The 20081-nt window shown below is 43.1% G+C and carries 16 protein-coding genes; all 16 read right to left on the bottom strand.

The window, feature by feature from the left end; translation table 11 throughout:
* Positions 1-16 precede the first annotated feature (16 nt).
* Entirely contained in the window at positions 17-1309 is a 1293-nt protein-coding gene (locus tag A0O21_RS01205) for a T7SS effector LXG polymorphic toxin (RefSeq protein WP_082854381.1), read from the bottom strand.
* Positions 1310-1344: 35 nt separating this feature from the next.
* Positions 1345-2244, bottom strand: coding sequence for a hypothetical protein (locus A0O21_RS01200; RefSeq protein WP_067060252.1), 900 nt, complete (start codon positions 2242-2244; stop codon positions 1345-1347).
* 18 nt (positions 2245-2262) lie between these two features.
* Entirely contained in the window at positions 2263-3222 is a 960-nt protein-coding gene (locus A0O21_RS01195) for a hypothetical protein (protein ID WP_067060250.1), read from the bottom strand.
* 54 nt (positions 3223-3276) lie between these two features.
* The gene (locus tag A0O21_RS01190) at positions 3277-4188 is read right to left on the bottom strand and encodes a hypothetical protein (RefSeq protein WP_067060248.1); all 912 of its coding nucleotides are present in this window, start codon (positions 4186-4188) and stop codon (positions 3277-3279) included.
* Positions 4189-4206: 18 nt separating this feature from the next.
* Positions 4207-5766, bottom strand: coding sequence for a T7SS effector LXG polymorphic toxin (locus A0O21_RS01185; RefSeq protein ID WP_067060246.1), 1560 nt, complete (start codon positions 5764-5766; stop codon positions 4207-4209).
* Positions 5767-5934: 168 nt separating this feature from the next.
* Positions 5935-6105 carry a glycine zipper domain-containing protein gene (locus A0O21_RS10785; protein ID WP_148660287.1) on the bottom strand — a complete coding sequence of 57 codons (171 nt, stop codon included), beginning with the start codon at positions 6103-6105 and terminating at the stop codon, positions 5935-5937.
* A 397-nt stretch (positions 6106-6502) separates the two neighbouring features.
* The gene (gene murC, locus A0O21_RS01180; protein ID WP_067060244.1) at positions 6503-7834 is read right to left on the bottom strand and encodes a UDP-N-acetylmuramate--L-alanine ligase; all 1332 of its coding nucleotides are present in this window, start codon (positions 7832-7834) and stop codon (positions 6503-6505) included.
* Between the two features lie 539 nt (positions 7835-8373).
* Positions 8374-8979, bottom strand: coding sequence for a hypothetical protein (locus A0O21_RS01175; RefSeq protein WP_067060242.1), 606 nt, complete (start codon positions 8977-8979; stop codon positions 8374-8376).
* Positions 8980-9313: 334 nt separating this feature from the next.
* Positions 9314-12403: a DEAD/DEAH box helicase gene (locus A0O21_RS01170; protein WP_067060240.1), complete on the bottom strand. Its 3090-nt coding sequence runs from the start codon at positions 12401-12403 to the stop codon at positions 9314-9316.
* Positions 12404-13014: 611 nt separating this feature from the next.
* Entirely contained in the window at positions 13015-14325 is a 1311-nt protein-coding gene (gene der, locus A0O21_RS01165; RefSeq protein ID WP_067060238.1) for a ribosome biogenesis GTPase Der, read from the bottom strand.
* A 185-nt stretch (positions 14326-14510) separates the two neighbouring features.
* Entirely contained in the window at positions 14511-15422 is a 912-nt protein-coding gene (dnaI, locus tag A0O21_RS01160) for a primosomal protein DnaI (protein ID WP_067060236.1), read from the bottom strand.
* Positions 15423-16604, bottom strand: a complete 1182-nt coding sequence (locus A0O21_RS01155; RefSeq protein WP_067060234.1) for a DnaD domain protein — start codon at positions 16602-16604, stop codon at positions 15423-15425.
* Entirely contained in the window at positions 16591-17085 is a 495-nt protein-coding gene (gene nrdR, locus A0O21_RS01150; RefSeq protein ID WP_067060232.1) for a transcriptional regulator NrdR, read from the bottom strand. The genes A0O21_RS01155 and nrdR overlap by 14 nt, the downstream gene beginning before the upstream one ends.
* 249 nt (positions 17086-17334) lie before the next feature.
* The gene (locus tag A0O21_RS01145; protein WP_067060230.1) at positions 17335-18024 is read right to left on the bottom strand and encodes a response regulator transcription factor; all 690 of its coding nucleotides are present in this window, start codon (positions 18022-18024) and stop codon (positions 17335-17337) included.
* A 235-nt stretch (positions 18025-18259) separates the two neighbouring features.
* Positions 18260-18793 carry a YceD family protein gene (locus tag A0O21_RS01140; RefSeq protein ID WP_067060228.1) on the bottom strand — a complete coding sequence of 178 codons (534 nt, stop codon included), beginning with the start codon at positions 18791-18793 and terminating at the stop codon, positions 18260-18262.
* Positions 18794-19006: 213 nt separating this feature from the next.
* A complete protein-coding gene (gene htpX, locus A0O21_RS01135; protein ID WP_067060226.1) occupies positions 19007-19900 on the bottom strand; it encodes a zinc metalloprotease HtpX in 894 nt (297 codons plus the stop codon).
* Positions 19901-20081: the final 181 nt, after the last annotated feature.

Below are 20081 nucleotides of genomic sequence, written 5' to 3'. Positions count from 1 at the left end.
AGCAGATCACTCCTTCCTAAAAACCAAAAGCTGAGGTCACACTGTTCCAACCCTGAGACAGGGACTGACCGACAGACTTCGCCTTATCAGAAACAGTCTGACCGACATCCTTAACTACCTTGGCCGCCCCGTCATAAGCATCAAAGAGACCGTTCTCTATGCTATCATAAAACTTGTCTTTTAGTTCAGGACTTACCATCCCTAAAATCGAGTTAGCTGTTCCAAATGCAAAACCAACAACTGCACCGCCCGCTCCAAGACTAGAGAAAGCTGCCGTTGCTTCCAGCGGGCCGGCGTTCTTAATGGTCTCTACCCCAGCATGAATGGCGGATTTGCCTACGCTGTGATAGGTCCGGCTGTCCTCATCGGTATAGCCCTGATAGCCGTAAACACCTGCCTCCATTGCCACCATCGTCCAGCCGCCTACCTGTGCGACCTTCCCTAAACTCTTTGCACCTGACTTCAGCGGATTCTTGACCGTATCGAAAAACTTCGTCGCCCCTTTATAGCCCTTCTCCGCCAGATTCCAGCCCTTGCTGCTGCCTACCTTGCTCAGGGCACTCCAAGCTTTGGTGTTCTTGACCTGGCGCATAACCGCCCACAAGTCCTTGCCAGACTTGCTGACCATATCCCAGGATTTGCTGAGCCCTTCAAAAGCCTGACGGCCTAGATTAGCGGCACTATGGCTCTTATTATTAAAGATTTTTAAATAATCCCTGACTAAGCCCACACCGCTCTTCATCCGCTTATAATTCGAATCATCCGCTACCGATTGGACATAGGTCTGCCAAATGTCAGAAAAGCCTGACCACCATGAGCCTGATGTTTCGGCAATAGAATTTAGAGACTTAGCAACTATTTCAAGTAGTTCTAGAGGGGTAGAGGTGGAAGCTATGTTGCGAGAGGTCGTCTGGACACCGTCCGCAAAACTGGCATCCGAATAAAATGCCGAAGCCTCTTTATCAACATAGGACACACCTGTCAAATCGGATAAAGAAGCTAAAACCGTCCCCTGACTGGCTAACAGTTCACTGAATTCTGTCCCCTGTGTCCAGCCGTTAAAAGTCTCCATGTTGCTCTTGGTATCCGTCAATACCTTCTTGGCTTCACTCAACGGTGTCGTAATATCTGAACTGCTGGGATTGCTCAAACTGATGATATCAGATATCGAACTGTAAATCTTGGACGTCTCACTGTCTATCGTCGCTATACTGCTCTCTATCGTACTATAGCCATCCTCTAATCCCTGCAGATAATCCGTATCGATAATCGCCGTAGCTGAGGTCACATTGTTCCAGCCTTGGGACAAGGACTATTTTAAACAGGATAATTGAGTTGAGGCAATCATGAGCTCCGGCTGTTCTTTTTTGCTGCTTTCTCCCGTCTCCTTAACTCCCGCTTGCTATACCACTCCTTATCGGAAATCTTCAGATAAGCCTTATACTCCTCCGGATACTTCCAGATATAATAAGCCTGATAAATAAACAAATCAATCAACAAACGCCAGGCATAGCCAACAATAATCAAAGCAGGCAACAATAGAAGCCCCAAAGGATAGCTGTACCACATCTCATTTAAATCACTAGCCAGCCCTTTAAACACTGTCCCGCTCAAGACCAAAAGCACTGCACTGACCGCTAACACCGTATAACCCATAAGTTTCACAAGCCCCCCCAGCCAACGCGGTTCATTATACAAGCGCCTTCTGGCATCGCGATAGCCCTGATAGAGAATGGCTATGATAAACCCTAAACCAAGTACCAGCTGAAGCAGAAAACCTGAAAACCCAAAACGGTCAAAAGTAAAAGCACTGAGAAAATAAAACAAAGCGATGACAGCACAGGTAAGAAAAGGAAAGTAGAAAGAAAAATAAAAATAAGACTGAATCTTCAAATTCTTTTTAGGCAAACAGAATAGAGTTATAAAAATGAATGTTAGGGCATAAAAGAAAGCAGAAGACGGAATGAGGAAAGTCCCTATCTGATGAATCAATTCTACCGCATTCACTGAAATCAGCCTAACCTCCCCAACTCTTCCAATCTGTTCTGGCATAGCAAATAATAGACCATACGCCATAATGCCAAAGAAAAAGTAGCCAACAATCACAAGCGTGAAGAGCCTGTTAAAAATACCCATATGAACAGGATTATTATTTCTGGTCATTCCAGCCGTTAGGACAAACTTCCCTTGGGTCACCAGGCCTTGGCTTTCCTCAAAGCTGGCTTTAAAGATGGACTTCTTCATCTAGCAGATCACTCCTTCCTAAAAACCAAAAGCTGAGGTCACACTGTTCCAACCCTGAGACAGGGACTGACCGACAGACTTCGCCTTATCAGAAACAGTCTGACCGACATCCTTAACTACCTTGGCCGCCCCGTCATAAGCATCAAAGAGACCGTTCTCTATGCTATCATAAAACTTGTCTTTTAGTTCAGGACTTACCATCCCTAAAATCGAGTTAGCTGTTCCAAATGCAAAACCAACAACTGCACCGCCCGCTCCAAGACTAGAGAAAGCTGCCGTTGCTTCCAGCGGGCCGGCGTTCTTAATGGTCTCTACCCCAGCATGAATGGCGGATTTGCCTACGCTGTGATAGGTCCGGCTGTCCTCATCGGTATAGCCCTGATAGCCGTAAACACCTGCCTCCATTGCCACCATCGTCCAGCCGCCTACCTGTGCGACCTTCCCTAAACTCTTTGCACCTGACTTCAGCGGATTCTTGACCGTATCGAAAAACTTCGTCGCCCCTTTATAGCCCTTCTCCGCCAGATTCCAGCCCTTGCTGCTGCCTACCTTGCTCAGGGCACTCCAAGCTTTGGTGTTCTTGACCTGACGCATAACCGCCCACAAGTCCTTGCCAGACTTGCTGACCATATCCCAGGATTTGCTGAGCCCTTCAAAAGCCTGACGGCCTAGATTAGCGGCACTATGGCTCTTATTATTAAAGATTTTTAAATAATCCCTGACTAAGCCCACACCGCTCTTCATCCGCTTATAATTCGAATCATCCGCTACCGATTGGACATAGGTCTGCCAAATGTCAGAAAAGCCTGACCACCATGAGCCTGACGTTTCGGCAATAGAATTTAGAGACTTAGCAACTATTTCAAGTAGTTCTAGAGGGGTAGAGGTGGAAGCTATGTTGCGAGAGGTCGTCTTGACACCGTCCGCAAAACTGGCATCCGAATAAAATGCCGAAGCCTCTTTATCAACATAGGACACACCTGCTAGTCCAGATAAAAGGATTAGTGTCTATAATCATAGAAAAAAGTCTGGTCAAGAACTCTTTCTACCTATCTTGTCAGCCTTCTTTCGGCGCTTCTCCTCTTTCCGCTTTTTCTTACGCCCATTGCGATACCACTCCTCATCTGGTATCTCTAAGTAAGACTGGTACTCCCGACTGTATTTGACCAAGTAATAACTCTGAAACAGAAAGAAATCCGTAATGAACCAAAACCCATAACCAAAAACAACAAAGGCAAGGAGCTGAACCAGACCTAAGGGGTAACTATACCAATGGCGATTCAAGTCTGTCTCCAACCCCTGAAAAACACTGCCGCTCAGAAGCAAAAGAAAGAGACTGACCCCACCGACTATAAGCAAAAGCCTCTTGGCTGAAAGCAGCGGCTCGTACTCTTCACTATATAAGATTGACTTGGTCTTGCGATAACCTTGGTAAAGAATGACCAACATCAAAAAAATACCAATAACCACCTGCAATAAAAGCCCCGCTGTCCCATAACGGTCAAAAGCTATGGCACTGGATAAGTAAGAGGAGACAACCAAGGCGCAGTAAATCAGTCCTACAAAAAAAGGAAAACCAATAAATGATTGCTTAGCAAGATTAGACCGCGGAAAAAGAGCAGTAAAAAAGGAAAAAACAGCTGATACACCGAAGGCTATAACATTAGGAAGAAAGAGCTTTCGGCCAATAATTCCCATTAGATAAGCAGAGGCAGGAGACAAATAGCGAATATTTTCTGCATCTGCACTCAAAACAGAAGGCATTCCAAATAGCAAAGACGCTGCTACTGAGAAAATCATACCGCCAGCTATGAAAAAAGTAAAGAGGCGGTTGAGAAGCGACCGGTTCATAGGATTGTTTTCTTTCAGACTATCAATAAACTTTTGAGAATTAATAATCCTTTTGCTTTCCTCAAAGCTGGCTTTAAAGATGGACTTCTTCATCTAACAGATCACTCCTTCCTAAAAACCAAAAGCTGAGGTCACACTGTTCCAACCCTGAGACAGGGACTGACCGACAGACTTCGCCTTATCAGAAACAGTCTGACCGACTTCCTTAACTGCCTTGGCCGCCCCGTCATAGGCATCAAAGAGACCGTTTTCTATGCTATCATAAAACTTATCTTTAGCCTCGGGATTAAACATACCAAAAACAGAATTAACTGTCCCAAACGCAAATCCAACTGCTGCGCCAGCTGCTGTTCCTACAAAAGGGACCATTGAGCCAATTTGCGCACCCGCTGCCGTAAATTCCAGCGGGCCGGCGTTCTTAATGGTCTCCACCCCAGCATGAATGGCGGATTTGCCAACACTGTGATAGGTCCGGCTGTCCTCATCGGTATAACCCTGATAGCCGTAAACACCTGCCTCCATTGCCACCATCGTCCAGCCGCCTACCTGTGCGACCTTCCCTAAACTCTTTGCACCTGACTTCAGCGGATTCTTGACCGTATCGAAAAACTTCGTCGCCCCTTTATAGCCCTTCTCCGCCAGCTTCCAGCCCTTGCTGCTGCCTACCTTGCTCAGGGCACTCCAAGCTTTGGTGTTCTTGACCTGACGCATAACCGCCCACAAGTCCTTGCCAGACTTGCTGACCATATCCCAGGATTTGCTGAGCCCTTCAAAAGCCTGACGGCCTAGATTAGCGGCACTATGGCTCTTATTATTAAAGATTTTTAAATAATCCCTGACTAAGCCCACACCGCTCTTCATCCGCTTATAATTCGAATCATCCGCTACCGATTGGACATAGGTCTGCCAAATGTCAGAAAAGCCTGACCACCATGAGCCTGATGTTTCGGCAATAGAATTTAGAGACTTAGCAACTATTTCAAGTAGTTCTAGAGGGGTAGAGGTGGAAGCTATGTTGCGAGAGGTCGTCTGGACACCGTCCGCAAAACTGGCATCCGAATAAAATGCCGAAGCCTCTTTATCAACATAGGACACACCTGTCAAATCGGATAAAGAAGCTAAAACCGTCCCCTGACTGGCTAACAGCTCACTGAATTCTGTCCCCTGTGTCCAGCCGTTAAAAGTCTCCATGTTGCTCTTGGTATCCGTCAATACCTTCTTGGCTTCACTCAACGGTGTCGTAATATCTGAACTGCTGGGATTGCTCAAACTGATGATATCAGATATCGAACTGTAAATCTTGGACGTCTCACTGTCTATCGTCGCTATACTGCTCTCTATCGTACTATAACCTTCCTCTAATCCCTGCAGATAATCCGTATCGATAATCGCCGTAGCTGAGGTCTCCTCAACCGTCGTTTGAAACGCCTCTATTGCCTTATCATACTGGGCCGATAAAGTCGATAAACTATTGGAAAAGTTGGTCAGAAGCGGAATCTGATAGTTATTAATCTTACCGTCTATGGCTGTCTTGACCTCCCCTTGAAGACTGTCGGTATTAAGTAGATTCGTAAAGGAAGTCTTAGCAGTTTCCAATTGACTGTTCAAATTATCAATAGAGGTCGTTAAAGTCGTCTTATTGTCATTGACCTCTGTCATATCGATTTTCATGGTTAAAAGTTTCCCTTTTCACTTACTAAAGTTGCTTTTTCGTTTTTAAAAGTATAACAGATGTCAAACGTTTTGTCAATCTAACTTTGGATTGGTCTGATATGTAAAAGTCTTTCCTTTTTTGGTTTACAAGAGGGCCGCGATTTAAAATCACAATCTTTCGATTCACTACCATTTCCTATGAGAAACATTGTCCCAAATATTATTGGTCCCATCAAACACTGCAGAACCAGCTATACTGCCTATTGCTGCCCCCACAACCGTACCAACAACAGGTATTGGAATAGCTGAACCTATAACAGCACCTATTTGTGCTCCTGTAAAAAGAACTTCCCGCATGAGCTATACCATCAATTGCAGCATAGCATTCTTAACAAACTTTTTCATGACTTAAATTTTCCCTTTTCGCTTGCCAAAGCAGCTTTTTTTCTTTTTTAGCAGCAGAATAGATATCAAACGTTTGCCCTAATTCGCAAAAAATTATGAACCTGACTTTAAGACAGGCTCATCTTTCAAAACAGACAAGTTATAACTTGCGTATCTTCCTACAGGGCATCTCTTTTCCACAGCCATTAGACCGTAAAAGAGCAAGACAGTCCAGTCCATAAAATCTGCTCTAATCCTCACCGCTAGGCAGGCTTATTGCCAATAGAGCGTGTCCTTAGTCAATTATAACAATACTGTAACCATAGAAACTTCTTCTGACCGCACAGGTCTACTCCCCGCCAGAATCTTTCTATTGTCTATTCTTGGTCAGATTGGCCAAAAGTTCTTCAAAAGACCGCTCATAGAGCTGGATATCCCCAGCTCCCATAAAGACGTAAACAGCATTGTCATGATCAAGCAGAGGTGACACATTCTCAACAGTTACAACTTCAGCAGGTTTACTGATTTTTTGAGCCAAGTCTTCCACTTTGACATCTCCCTTGTCCACCTCACGGGCCGAACCGTAAATCTGCGCCAAGTAAACACTGTCTGCTTCATTAAGAGCCTCTGCAAACTCATCTAACAGAGCAATTGTCCTGGTAAAGGTGTGCGGCTGAAAAATGGCGACAATTTCCTTGCTGGGATATTTTTGCCTCGCTGCATCAAGAGTCGCAATAATCTCAGTCGGATGATGAGCAAAGTCATCAATAATAACAGTATCGGTAATGACTTTCTCAGAGAAGCGGCGCTTAACTCCCTTGAAAGTCTTCAAATGTTCAGCAACCAAAGCCATATCAAAGCCGGCAATATAAAGGTTGCCGATAACAGCTGTTGCATTGAGAATATTGTGACGCCCATAAGCCGGAACATGAAATTCGCCAAGCACTTCTCCCTTATAGCTGACCTTGAAATCAGAACCATTTGTTGTACGAATAATATCATGAGCTACAAAATCATCATCTTGAGCAAACCCATAATAATAAATCGGGGCTTTTGTTTTTAGACGTCTGAGGTAGGGATCTTCCCCATATACAAAAAGACCTTTTTGAACCTGCTGAGCATAGTCGCTGAAAGCACGAAAAACATCATCAACACTAGTGAAATAATCCGGATGGTCAAAATCAATATTGGTAATGATGGAATACTCAGGGTGATAGGGCATAAAATGGCGCTCGTATTCATCTGATTCGAAAACAAAATATTTACTGTTAGCCAGCCCCCGGCCAGTACCATCGCCAATAAGATAGGAGGTATCCGTAATATTTTTAAGAACATGCGACAAAAGTCCGGTAGTAGATGTTTTGCCGTGGGCACCAGCAACCCCAAAACTTGTAAACTGTGTCATAAAGTCGCCGAGAAATTCGTGGTAACGCTTAAAGCTGAAACCGTTTTTAAGCGCATAAGCCACTTCGATATTATTATCTTCGCGAAAAGCATTACCGGCAATCAGTTCCAAATCAGGTGTAATATTAGCTTCAGAGAAGGGAAGGACAGCAATACCAGCCTGTTCGAGCCCCCGCTGTGTGAAATAATACTTTTCCACATCGCTCCCCTGAACCTTATACCCCATTTGCTGAAGCATAAGGGCAAGAGCACTCATACCTGACCCCTTAATTCCGATAAAATGAAAAACTTTCGACATATCCACTCCTTACAACAAGATACAAAGCCCGTGAAAAAATCCGTATGAAAATAGGGGATGGCAAGTGATGCTGGCATCACGCTGACAGCCATCTTTTTCACTAGGATTTTAGGGCGTGTTCAATTAAAACAAGATACAAAGCCCGTTTAAAGCTCACAGCAAAAATGACGGTAAGTCCGAAATCTTTGATTTCGCAGACGCACCTCTGCCAGGACGACTAGAAAGCTGCGGTCGGCTATTAAGACGATAAAGCTTTCAGACGTCTACGGTTAGCTAACTTGAAATCAATTCTAAACTTAGCCATATCTTTTTCACTAGGATTTTAGGGCGTGTTCAATTAACAAGATACAAAGCCCGTGAAAAACCGCAGTTCTCTTTTTTAGGGCTTTTATTACCAAATGATACAAAGTTTTTTTAAAACTTTGAGGTTAGGGCAAAGTCCTGCCTCAGCTCACTTGTTTAGACAGAGGAGGTGGGGCAACAAAATCGAAATCGTTATTTTACGACAATTTGCCGATTTTTGCCCCACTCTCAATTTTTTAATCAGTTTCTGCAAAACGGGTCAGATTCAGCTCTTGAGTAAGACGGTGTTCTTTTTGTGTTTCAAACTCCTGATTATTGTATATCTGACTGCGTTTAAGAAAATCGTAATTATTTTTTTTAGGTTTGGGCCGCACAGAATTCCTAGGTTCCGTATAAACCTGCGGTATTTCTGCCAAAATATAGGATTCCTGATGAAGTTTTTTCGAAAAACGGCTCAGCTCACTGCCCTGACTGCTCGATTTGGATTGAGCTGAGGCCGGCTGAGAAGGCTGGCGCTGAAAAGACGGCTTTGCCTGCATTTTAACTTCATTGGCCAGAAAAGCCTGACGCTTTTCCCTAATATCCCGTCTTGCCTCTTCTCTGGCTTTTTGTGCATAAGACTTCCCTTCATTTAGGGTCTGAAGACGCTCAGGGGCTTTATTTTTAACATCAGGTGTTTGGTCAACAAAATTGAAGTCTTGAGTAACATCGCTGAAATCTTTATCTTGATAGGGCCCGTGAATATTATTAATCAGGTCTTCATTATTGTAAAGCCGCATGTTTATCGGCTCTTGCATAATTTGCTCCCCATCTGCAACCAGAGGGAATTTTTTTCTCATCATATCAAGACTCGCTTCCTTTTAATCTTGAACTATAACTATTACCTGCGGTGAAAGCAGCAGCCGATTTTCTGATATCAAAAAACTGCCAGCAGCCTTTATACAGTACTCCTATTATAAACTAAAACTACTATTTTTTCAAAATGTTCTTAAATTAAATCTGAAAAGAGCGAAATCGGTATAAGAAAAAGAGGCTTGAACAAAAGTCTGCCTCATTTCATTTTTTTAGACATATGCACTTGATGCAGTGATTGAAAGTTTTTATCACTTAGCAAGCAAGGGATTGTAGGCCCCCTCATCAACTGTGCAGAGGGGGACAAAATAGCTTTTGTTGTTGTCAGTCTGCAAGTCCCAAGATTTCTTTAATTTCTTCAACTGACATGCTGGCTCGTGTTTCGTTGCCGTCTAGAACAGTTGTCACTAAATGGCGTTTGGTTTCCTGCAAATCTAAAATCTTTTCTTCGATAGTCCCCCTTGTTATCAGACGGTAAACATCAACACTCTTCTCCTGACCGATTCGGTGTGCCCGGCTGATAGCCTGCAGTTCTACTGCCGGATTCCACCATAAGTCAATCAAAACAACGGTATCGGCGCCGGTTAAATTGAGACCGACTCCTCCGGCTTTCAGCGAAATCAGGAAAATATCCTTTGCACCGCTGTTAAAAGCCCGTGTCATTTCCTGCCGCTCAGCAGCTGGGGTTGAACCGGTCATCTTATATGCCGTCAGTCCAAGATGATGCAGTTCTTCTTCCGCAATATCCAACATCCCGCGAAACTGGGAAAAAACTAAGGCGCGGTGTCCACTTTCTTTAATTTGATAAAGGAGGTCCCGCAGACTGTCTAACTTCCCACTGCCGCCTTTATAATCCATAAACAGACTGGGGCTGTCGCAAATCTGCCGCAGGCGGGTAATGCCTGAGAGGATTTCAATTTTTTTTCGATTAATCACCGCATCTGATGAACCGCGGATACTGTCTTGCATTTGTCGGAGCTGTGCTAAGTAAATCGCTTTTTGACTGTCGGCAAGCTCATTGTGATAATTGATTTCCAGCAGTTCCGGCAGTTCCGGCAGAACGTCTTCTTTTTTGCGCCGCATAATGAAGGGCTTGATATAGCGGGCAACCTGCTCTGCTGACATTTTCGCAAAGACCTTCTTTTCCGGCAGAAGGCCTGGCAGAACAATCTGAAAAATAGACCAGATTTCCAGCAGCCTATTTTCTATCGGTGTCCCAGTCAAAGCAAAACAATTATCGACTTCAAAGGACCGTAAGTACTGTGCAATCTTTGTCTGCGTATTTTTCATAACCTGAGCTTCATCCAAAATTAAGTAATCAAAATGAAGCTGATTATAATTGGCAAAATCCTGACGAAAGGAGCTGTAGCTGGTAATGACAATCTGATGATCCTCTTTAATCAGGTCATCCCTAACAGATTTGGAGCCATAAACAACAGTAAAATCCAATTCCGGAGCAAATTTTTTAAATTCATCCTGCCAGTTATAAATAAGGCTTGATGGCGATAAAACTAAAACCCTCTTCTCTTGTTTGAGTTTGCCGGTCAAAAAAGCAATTGTCTGCAGGGTTTTCCCTAAGCCCATATCATCTGCTAAAATACCGCCAAAACCGTATTTATCAAGCATCGACAGCCAGCGGACTCCTGTCAGCTGATAATCACGCAAATCGGCTTTAACCTTAAAATCAGGCAGTTCAAACTGCTCAGGCTGCTGGAGGTCCTGCACCAGTTCTACAAAAGAGCGCGTCAGATGGATACTGTCCTTATCCTGTAAAACATCTGATAGTTGAAAGGCAGACAGGGCTGAAAGCTGTAAATGGCCATTTCCTAAGCGCTTAGGCTGAAATTTCTTAAGCTCACTGCCTATTTTTTGCGTTTGCTCATCAAAAACAACTAATTGGCCTGACTGATTGACAAAGTAAGGCTGATTAGTAAAAAGCGCTGCCAAGGCTTCATCAATATCATTTTCGAGTATCGTAGAAAAATCAAAGGAAATATCCAGCAGACTGCCGGAAGAACTAATGGCAAGCTGCGGTTTCTCTGTAAAACGCAGAGCTTCCATTTCTGCAGATAGAAAGACCTTCCCCAGACTGGAAAAGTCAGGCAGGGTTTGGCTGAAGAAAGAATACAGTTCTTCTGCCTGTAGAGGTTCATGATAACTGGAGAAAGATTTACTGAAACCGGCGGTTTCCAGCAGTTTAAAAACACGCTGTTCATGTTTAAAATGACTGGCAAAGGAAAGCTCCCCCAGTTCTTTTTTACTCCTCACCTTAACTGTTCCGTAATCAAAAACCAAGGATAGGCGGATTGCTTTATTCTCTTCCAAATCAAAATAAAAAAGCGGAGAAAAATCCCTGATTTCGAAACTCTTCGGAGCCTGAACTGTACCTAAACAGCGAAAATCCAGCAGGCTGGCAGCCAGCTTAGCCTGATCGTCTAAATCAAAGTGGACATGCTTAGCCAAATCAGATTCTAAAGGCAGGGTTTTCAAGGCTGCTGCAATTTTACTTTGTTTAAGATTAAGCCGATAGAAGGTCCCTTGGTAAAAAAGATAAGTATCATCAAAGAAAGACTGGATATCTTTTTCTTTGACAATCAGTTCAATTAATTGGCGGTGTACCAGTACTTCAAACTGATAAAGTCCTTCTGAACCATCGAGATCTTTAAAAACAATATCAGCATAATGCTGCTGATTTACAGTAAAGGAAAAATCGTAAAGGTTTTTGAACAAGCTGAGCCCTTCTTCAAAAAATCCGCCGGGCAAAGTGAGATGCCGTCCATGGTTTGGAAGAATGTAGGTGCCGTCAGAGGCCTTGTCGGGAATAATTCGCCACAAAAAACGAATAAGCTCTTGGCTGGCTGTATCAAACTGCAGAAACGAAAGCGGTTCATAGTAATTCTTGCCAATCTGGTAATAATCCTCTTTTTTGATAATTTGCAAGAAAGCTCTAATGTCGCGTATCACATAGGCACGTGCGTCCGGCAGACGGTTAATTTTCAAAGTCCACCAAAAGTCAGATGAATAAGGATTTTGGTCGGCAGAAACAGCCAAACGGTACTGGGTTGCCCTATCTTCATTAACAGATAAACCATCAAGAAAAACACTGCCAAAAGACAGCCTTTTTTGCTTTTTTTGATAATCATCGTTTCGGAAAGACAGGAGCTCTGCGGCTTCCTTTCCTTCTGAATCATTTTTTAAATAATATTCTAAAGCGGCCAAATGCTCACAATACTGCTTTTGGGCAAATAAACTGCACTGGCAGGAGATGTCTTCATCCTCAAGAGCATACTGGACAGAATAGCCATCGACATCAGCCTGCAAAAGCCGATCACGATGGCTGATAATCTTAAGGAGCCCCTGTTCATATAATGCGATACCTTGATTGCGGACACGGCCCGGAATCATTCTACTCATACTATACCACCTTTACCTTATCTCCTTATTATAGCAAAACAATCAGCTTTTTTCTGAAAAAAACGGGGATTTTCATTGTTTTGTTAACATATTGCAACAAAAAATAAATTGAACACGCCCTAAACGCTGCGGGAAAAAGATGGCCTGACTTAGAATCTATCGATTCGTCAGTCAGTCCCCTATTTTCCTTTTGCGTTTTTCACGGGCTTTGTATCTTAGTAATTGAACACGCCCTCAAATCCTAGTGAAAAAGATGGCTAAGTTGAGAATCGATTTCAAGTTAGCTAGCCGTAGCCGTCTGAAAGCTTTGTCGTCTTAATAGCCGACCGCAGCTTTCTAGTCGTCCTGGCAGAGGTGCGTCTGCGAAATCAAAGATTTCGGACTTACCGTCATTTTCATACGGATTTTTTCACGGGTTTTGTATCTTGTTTTAATTGAACACGCCCTAAGCTCTTTGCAAAAAAGATAAAACTTCCTAGAAACCGGAGTTTCTTCGTCAGTTTTCCTATTTTTGCTATGAGCTTTAAACGGGCTTTGTATCTTAGTAAAAAACCGCTCTGACTAAAATACTGCCAGGGCGGTTTGCTTTTTTTACTTATGATAGGGTGATTTTATTTGCGTTTCCGGGTTAACAGCTTGATCGGCGTTCCTTTGAAAGCAAAGGCCTCACGAATCTGATTTTCCAGAAAACGGAGATAAGAGAAATGCATCAGTTCTTCCTCATTAACAAAAATGACAAAGGTCGGCGGTTTGACAGCAACCTGAGAAGCATAAAAGATTTTCAGGCGTTTTCCTTTATCGGTCGGTGTCGGATTAAGAGCAGCAGCGTCCATAATAAGGTCATTAAGCACCGCTGAAGCAATACGCTTATTCTGATTTTGACTGATTTCTTTAATCATCTCCGGCAGCTTGTGCAGACGCTGCTTAGTCAGTGCCGACACAAAAACAATCGGAGCATAGGGAATATACTGAAAATGATCACGAATATCCCTTTCCCACTGATGCATGGTGTGGTTATCCTTTTCTAGCCTATCCCATTTATTGACAACTATAATCAGACCTTTTCCTGCATCATGCGCAAAACCGGCAATCCGTTTGTCGTACTCTCGGATGCCTTCTTCAGCATTGATAACCATCAAAACAATATCGGAACGGTCAATGGCCCGCATGGCCCGCATGACCGAATATTTTTCGGTCTTTTCATAGACCTTGCCCGATTTACGCATACCTGCCGTATCAATCATGATGTACTGCTGACCAGCTGAATCAGTGAACGGTGTATCGACAGCATCACGAGTTGTTCCGGATACTGGGCTGGCAATGACACGTTCTTCACCAAGGAGAGCATTAATAATGCTGGACTTCCCTACATTAGGGCGGCCGATGAGACTGAATTTAATAACATCTGCCTCTTCCTCTTCTGCCTCGGACGGAAGCTCAGAAATAACAGCATCCAGAAGGTCTCCTGTCCCAAGCCCATGAACAGATGACACCGGATAAGGATCCCCCAAACCAAGAGCATAAAAGTCATAGACAGTGCTTCGCATTTCCGGATTATCAACTTTATTAACAGCTAAAATGACTGGCTTTTGCGCCCGATAGAGTATCTTAGCAACATATTCATCGGCATTTGTTATCCCTTCTTTTCCGGAAACAACCAGAACGATGACATCAGCCTCAGCAATAGCAATCTCAGCTTGGTGCTTGATTTGCTCCATAAAGGGCGCTTCAATGTCATCAATACCGCCGGTGTCTATCAGAGAGAACCTGCGGTTAAGCCACCCTCCAACGGCATAAATCCGATCACGTGTCACGCCTTCTACATCTTCAACAATAGAAATGCGTTCTCCGGCGATACGGTTAAATAATGTCGATTTCCCAACATTGGGCCGGCCGACAATTGCAACTGTAGGTAGAGCCATCTTTCCTCCTCATTAAATAGTTTAGTCCTTGAAAAACGCTAGCATCAGACTGAACATCCAGCAAGACAAAAAGATTTCAACAATCAGGGCAGAAGCCTGACTGAAACAGCTTATATCTGTCACCAGCTGCCATAAGCAAGCCGGCTATTAAATCCAAACTGCACAAATAATCTTTTTATCCAAAGTCAGTTCCTGCGATTATCTCCTGCCAAGTAGAATTCTTTAGCAAGATAGCGGATACGCTCCATAACACGTTTGGCCTGCCAAGTCTCATCTGTCCCTTTAATATTGGCCAGCTTTTTCTCCAAATCTTTAAAACTGTAATTGGAGGTGAAAAAAGTTGGCAAATCCTCCAGCATACGGTACTGTAGAATGACTTGCAGCACTTCATCGCGCACCCAGGAAGTAGCCTGCTCGGCACCGATATCGTCAAGAATCAGAATCTCAGCTTTTTTAACAGCATCGATTTCATCTTTGACAGTTCCGGTATTGATAGCATTTTTGACATCTATAGCAAAACTAGGAAAATGAAGCAGTACTGTTGAGGCCCCTTTTGCTTTGGATAATTCATGGGCCATGGCAGCCAGCATAAAGGATTTCCCAACCCCCATATCGCCATATAAGTACAGACCTTTTTGGTCAGCACTGGGATAATCAGCAACAAACTTAGCCAACTCTGTAAACAGAGGCTGTCTGCGTTTATCATCCAGACTGATATCATCAAAAGTAAGATTTTTATAAGACTTAGGCAGATTGACAAGGCTGACACGTTCGGTAATAGCCTGTTTAGCCTGAGCAAGCTTCAAGGCCTTTGTTTCACGGTAAGTAACATCTGCATAGCCTTCATTCATCACCAAAATCGGTTCGTAGCCTTTAGCGAGATAAGTTTCATCGCCGGCTAAAAATTTCTCTCGTTCTATACGAAACTGATTAAACTTTGAGAGACTGAGTTCGATTTCCCGGTTTGACAGCCGGTGAGTTGCAATGAAATCCGCAACTTTTGTATCAGCTAAAATAGCTTGCTTAAGTTCATCAGTGTTGATTTGTGATAAATGAGCTTTATTGCTGTGCTTTATAGCCTGAGCAACTTTTTCCATCTATTCACCATCCTTTCGCAATTGTGCCAAAGTTCTTTTCTTGAACTCTGCCAGTTCCTCCAGTTCTTCTGCCGTTGTTTCATTTTTGTAATCAGGATTGCTCCATTCAGGAACATTCGTTTTGGCTGCTTTTGATTGTTTTGATTTGACATCAGTTTTACGTTCCGAAAAGCTGCGCATTTTTAGAACAGCTTCTTCAGCACTGACAATCCGCTGATAGGAAAAATCATTGGCAATTTTCATAATATAGGCCTTGTTCAAATTGGCCGATTTCGTTTTACTGAAGGTATAGAGCACCATAACATTAATCACTTCATCCAGAAAAGACATCTGAGCCAGGTCTTCCAATATTTTTTTCTCATCTGAAGTGACCCGCGCCCGTCTAACCTTCTTAATTTTAGCCAAAAAAAGCTCTGCTTCTGCCGACTTAGTCTCCCGTAAAATCACTTGCTCTTCTTTGCTAAAAATCTCATCTTGCTGTTTCTGCCGCTGCGCTTTTGCCATCTGCTGTTTTTTAACCGTCATACGCTGGGGCGAAATAAAATGGTTAATAGCTGTCTCTTTAGCTAAATTATAAAGCGCAAACCAGTTTAAGTCATATTTTTCAGCCAAACTGTAAAGAGCAATAATGTCCTTTTTTTCATCCTTAAACTGAAGGCCGTCCCGCTGCATCAGGCGCTGGAAATTATCCAAATCAAGACGCGGAGCAGGTCTGGTCTGAACAGAAGCTTTGTCTGTCTCCAGATGATCAAAAACATCAGAGAACTTTTTCGAGATATTGCGGGCGTTTTTTGGAAGCTGCAAAGCTAATTCCTGCACGGCAACATCTCCGATTCTATTGGCCAGCAGACGGCGGTAAGCCGGATGAGCTAAGAAGAAATCCCTTGTTAAAGGCTGCTTAAGCCTGAAATAATAGACTCCGCTGCTTTCATACAGCTCGAGCAGCTCCATTGCTTCCAGAACTGACGCCGCTTCTTCCAAACGTTTCATTCCAAATTGCAGGTGATTAAGAATTTCTGATAATTTGTGCCGCTTCTGACCCTCATCAAAAAAATGGGCTAAATAGTCGTAGAGCGACATGGCGTCTTGCCCAATAATGGGAAGATAGAGCTGAATAAGATTCAGTGAATCATAAGAAACGGCATTCCCCTTGATATAGAAAAAATCATCAATCGGTTTCATTTTTTTCACTGCTTTTCTTTTTATTGGGCACACGGCTTGTTATTTCCTGCAGAAGTTTTTCTATCTCATCGACATCTTTAAAACTTTTATAAACACTGGCAAAGCGAACGTAGGTAATTTCATCCAGTTCTGCCAATTCATCCATAACAAGGTTGCCAATCACGACACTGGACACTTCATTTTCGTATTCACTGCGAACCTTTTGTTCAATGCGTGAAATGACTGCTTCAATATCGCTGCTGGATACCGGCCGTTTTTGCGCACTTTGAATAATACCGTTTAAAATTTTATCACGGGAAAACTGTTCCCGTGTCCCATCTTTCTTGACTACCAAAAGCGGGAGCTCTTCAACACGCTCAAAAGTTGTAAACCGTGTCCGGCAATTTTCGCATTCCCGCCGGCGTCTGATGGTATTGCCGTCCTCAGCCTGACGGCTGTCAACAACACTGGATTTATTATAATGACATTTTGGACAACGCATACAGACACCTCATTTCTATTAGTATTGTTTAACCCTTATTTTATCATATTTTCTTTATTAACAAAAGCCAGCAGACAGCATAGAAAAAGCCCTCATATTTTAAAGCTTAGAGTCTGAGGGCGCCCGGGCTCATCTACTAAAGAACAGACATGTTATTCCCTAAATCTCAAAAAGTACTTCACTGTTTCTGCCGTTTAGATAGAGAAAAAACAACAGCCATAAAGTCATTGGCTGTTTTTTTGAGCATTCTTACTTTTCACGAATCATATAGCCCATACCGCGGACGGTCTGAATATATGACTCCTTGCCGGGAACATCAATTTTCCCGCGCAAATAACGAATATAAACATCAACAACATTTGTTTCGGCTGCTTCTTCATACTTCCACACATTTGCCAGCAGCTCTTCCCGTGTCATAACGCGATTCATATTTATCATCAAAATATTCAGCAGGTCATATTCACGTTTGGTCAGTGAAATTTCATCATCCCCTCTAAGAACAGAACGGTTCTGAGGATTCATTGTCAAGTCCCGATAAGAACCTTGCGCTGCATGTGCCTTTTTATTGGATTCCATATTTTGCCGGCGGAAAATAGCACGAACCCGTGCCAGCAATTCTTCAATAGCAAACGGTTTAACAATATAGTCGTCAGCACCGCGGTCCAAGCCCGCCACAATGTCCAAAACAGAATCTCTGGCTGTCATCATCATGATATAGGTATTTTTCTCAGCCTGAAGTCTGCGTGTAATTTCAAATCCATCCATCTCCGGCAGCATCAAATCCAAAAGAACCAAATCAAAATCTTTTTCGAGAGCTAAATCCAGCCCTTTTCTCCCATTTGATTCAATCTGAACTTCATAGCCTTCATGCTGCAGTTCCAAGGAAACAAATCGCGCCAAATTTTTTTCATCTTCAATAATCAAAATTTTCTTAATCACTTTACACCTTCCCTTTTTCTTTGTGATTTTGAGTTAATAGGTGCTAAGTCCAAATTGAAAAACAAACCCCTACAAACTTAAATCTTTTTCATGTTATACCCGCCAGAAAAGAAGAGTGAACAAAATCCTCACTTCTCAATGATTTAATGCACGTATGAGCATTTGGTAAAAAAATTATAGCAAAGAATTTCAGCTTTCACAACTGGAATTCTCATAATTTTTAAAGAAAACGGCTTCACTCATCAAGTAAACCGTCCAGAGCAGCAAAAGGACTTGAAGCTTCTCTCTTTTCTGCTTTCAGGGACTGATACTGCTCTTCGGTCAATACTGCCCAGCTCTCCCCAGCCGGTAAATCAGCGGCAGTTTGCTCATCGTCGGTCAGCACCTGCAGAGGGACTGACAGCAGAATATTGTCAATAACACTTTCTGCTAAATCAATATTCGGCCCATCAACAAGCAGCAGCAAGTCCTGATCAGCAAACTCTCTTTTAGAAGTCAGTTCCGACTGTTCAGCAAAAACCTCAGCTACCGTCTGCTTTTGCTTCAAAACAACCGGCTGAAGCGAACGGCTTGAAGGAAGTTCCAAGAGATAAGTCAGTTCATAGTTTAATAAAAACAGCCCATCATCGTAAGAGACATTCCCCTTTGCCCGAACATCCTTGACATCTAAAATATCAGGATTACGTGCAATCAGCTCATCACTAACAGATAAACTCTGGTCAAAATCGATTCCTTCCGGTCTTTTTTTCAGCTCAGCTATGGAAAACATCAGCTTTTACCCTTCTAATAAATCACTCTTAATTTCTATATTATACAATAATAAAATGTCATCTCTTTAGAAGATAGATGTCAACTTTATTACAAACGCTATTGTTACGGCTTTTCTCCTGCTTCTTCCTTTAGTCCTAAAAGGAGAAAATTAAAAAGTTCCTCAGAACTTTTTCTTATTTTTTATTAAAAAACAGGACACTTTCCTGCTGGTTTACATCTGACGCAAGCGCTCAATCCTGTCAGCAATAGAAGGATGAGTATAAAAGAGAGACCTAACACCTTCTCTTTTCTGCGGATCATTGATATAAAGAGCGCTGCTGGCCTCATCAACATGGTGAGCCATAGGCTGAGACTGTTCCAGTTTTTGCAGAGCATTAATCATCCCCTGCGGATTGCGGGTCAGCTCCACTGAGCTCGCATCAGCCAAATACTCCCGCTGACGGGAAATAGCCAATTGCACTAAACTGGCCGCCAAAGGAGCAAGAATCAATGCAATCAAGGAAAAAATAAGCAGCAAAATACCCAAACCGCCACTGTCTCGGCTGTTGCTGCGTCGGCGTCCGCCGCCAAACCACATCATCCGTCCGCCAAGGCTTGAAATCAGTGTAACAGCACTGGCCAAAGCAACAGCTATTGTAGAGATTCGAATATCATAATTTCTGATATGGCTGATTTCATGCCCGATAACACCTTCTAACTCTTCTCGGTTCATAACCGCTAAAAGACCTGTTGTAGCCGCTACAGCTGCATTCTCCGGACTGGAACCTGTCGCAAAGGCATTTAATGAGTTATCTTCAATAATAAAGACCCGCGGCATGGGAACTTGCGCAACCATCGCCATATCCTCAACAATATGATAATATTCAGGCGCCTCTTCCTCTGTTACTTCACGCGCATTATTCATAGACATAACAACATTAGTTGACTGAAAAATCATACTGACAGCATAGATAGCACCGATAATCAGAGCCAGAGTGACGCCTAATTCCAAGCTGTCCAATAATAAAAAGCCAGCAGCTCCCCCAATAGAAGCAAGGAGCACAAAAAAGACCAGCAGCAAAACAACTGTCCGTCTCTTATTACTGGAAATTTGCTGATAAAGCATAATCCCTCCTCCAACAAGATACAAAGCCCGTAAAAAAAGCAAAGCAAAAATGACGGTAAGTCCGAAATCTTCGATTTCGCAGACGCACCTCTGCCAAGACGACTAGAAGGGTGCGGTCGGCCGCAGGACGACAAAGCCTTCAGACGTCTACGGCTGACGGTAAGTCCGAAATCTCTGATTT

The organism is Streptococcus pantholopis, from assembly GCF_001642085.1.
GTDB lineage: Bacteria > Bacillota > Bacilli > Lactobacillales > Streptococcaceae > Streptococcus > Streptococcus pantholopis.
Note: the sequence above shows the minus strand (reverse complement) of the source record. Positions and strands in the feature narration are given on the sequence as shown.

Coding starts and splice junctions, on each gene's coding strand:
- htpX (WP_067060226.1), bottom strand. CDS start 19,900: ATGCTTTATCAGCAAATTTCCAGTAATAAGAGACGGACAGTTGTTTTG.
- A0O21_RS01185 (WP_067060246.1), bottom strand. CDS start 5,766: ATGAAAATCGATATGACAGAGGTCAATGACAATAAGACGACTTTAACG.
- A0O21_RS10785 (WP_148660287.1), bottom strand. CDS start 6,105: ATGCGGGAAGTTCTTTTTACAGGAGCACAAATAGGTGCTGTTATAGGT.
- A0O21_RS01155 (WP_067060234.1), bottom strand. CDS start 16,604: ATGAAACCGATTGATGATTTTTTCTATATCAAGGGGAATGCCGTTTCT.
- dnaI (WP_067060236.1), bottom strand. CDS start 15,422: ATGGAAAAAGTTGCTCAGGCTATAAAGCACAGCAATAAAGCTCATTTA.
- der (WP_067060238.1), bottom strand. CDS start 14,325: ATGGCTCTACCTACAGTTGCAATTGTCGGCCGGCCCAATGTTGGGAAA.
- A0O21_RS01170 (WP_067060240.1), bottom strand. CDS start 12,403: ATGAGTAGAATGATTCCGGGCCGTGTCCGCAATCAAGGTATCGCATTA.
- A0O21_RS01190 (WP_067060248.1), bottom strand. CDS start 4,188: ATGAAGAAGTCCATCTTTAAAGCCAGCTTTGAGGAAAGCAAAAGGATT.
- murC (WP_067060244.1), bottom strand. CDS start 7,834: ATGTCGAAAGTTTTTCATTTTATCGGAATTAAGGGGTCAGGTATGAGT.
- A0O21_RS01140 (WP_067060228.1), bottom strand. CDS start 18,793: ATGTTTTCCATAGCTGAGCTGAAAAAAAGACCGGAAGGAATCGATTTT.
- nrdR (WP_067060232.1), bottom strand. CDS start 17,085: ATGCGTTGTCCAAAATGTCATTATAATAAATCCAGTGTTGTTGACAGC.
- A0O21_RS01175 (WP_067060242.1), bottom strand. CDS start 8,979: ATGATGAGAAAAAAATTCCCTCTGGTTGCAGATGGGGAGCAAATTATG.
- A0O21_RS01200 (WP_067060252.1), bottom strand. CDS start 2,244: ATGAAGAAGTCCATCTTTAAAGCCAGCTTTGAGGAAAGCCAAGGCCTG.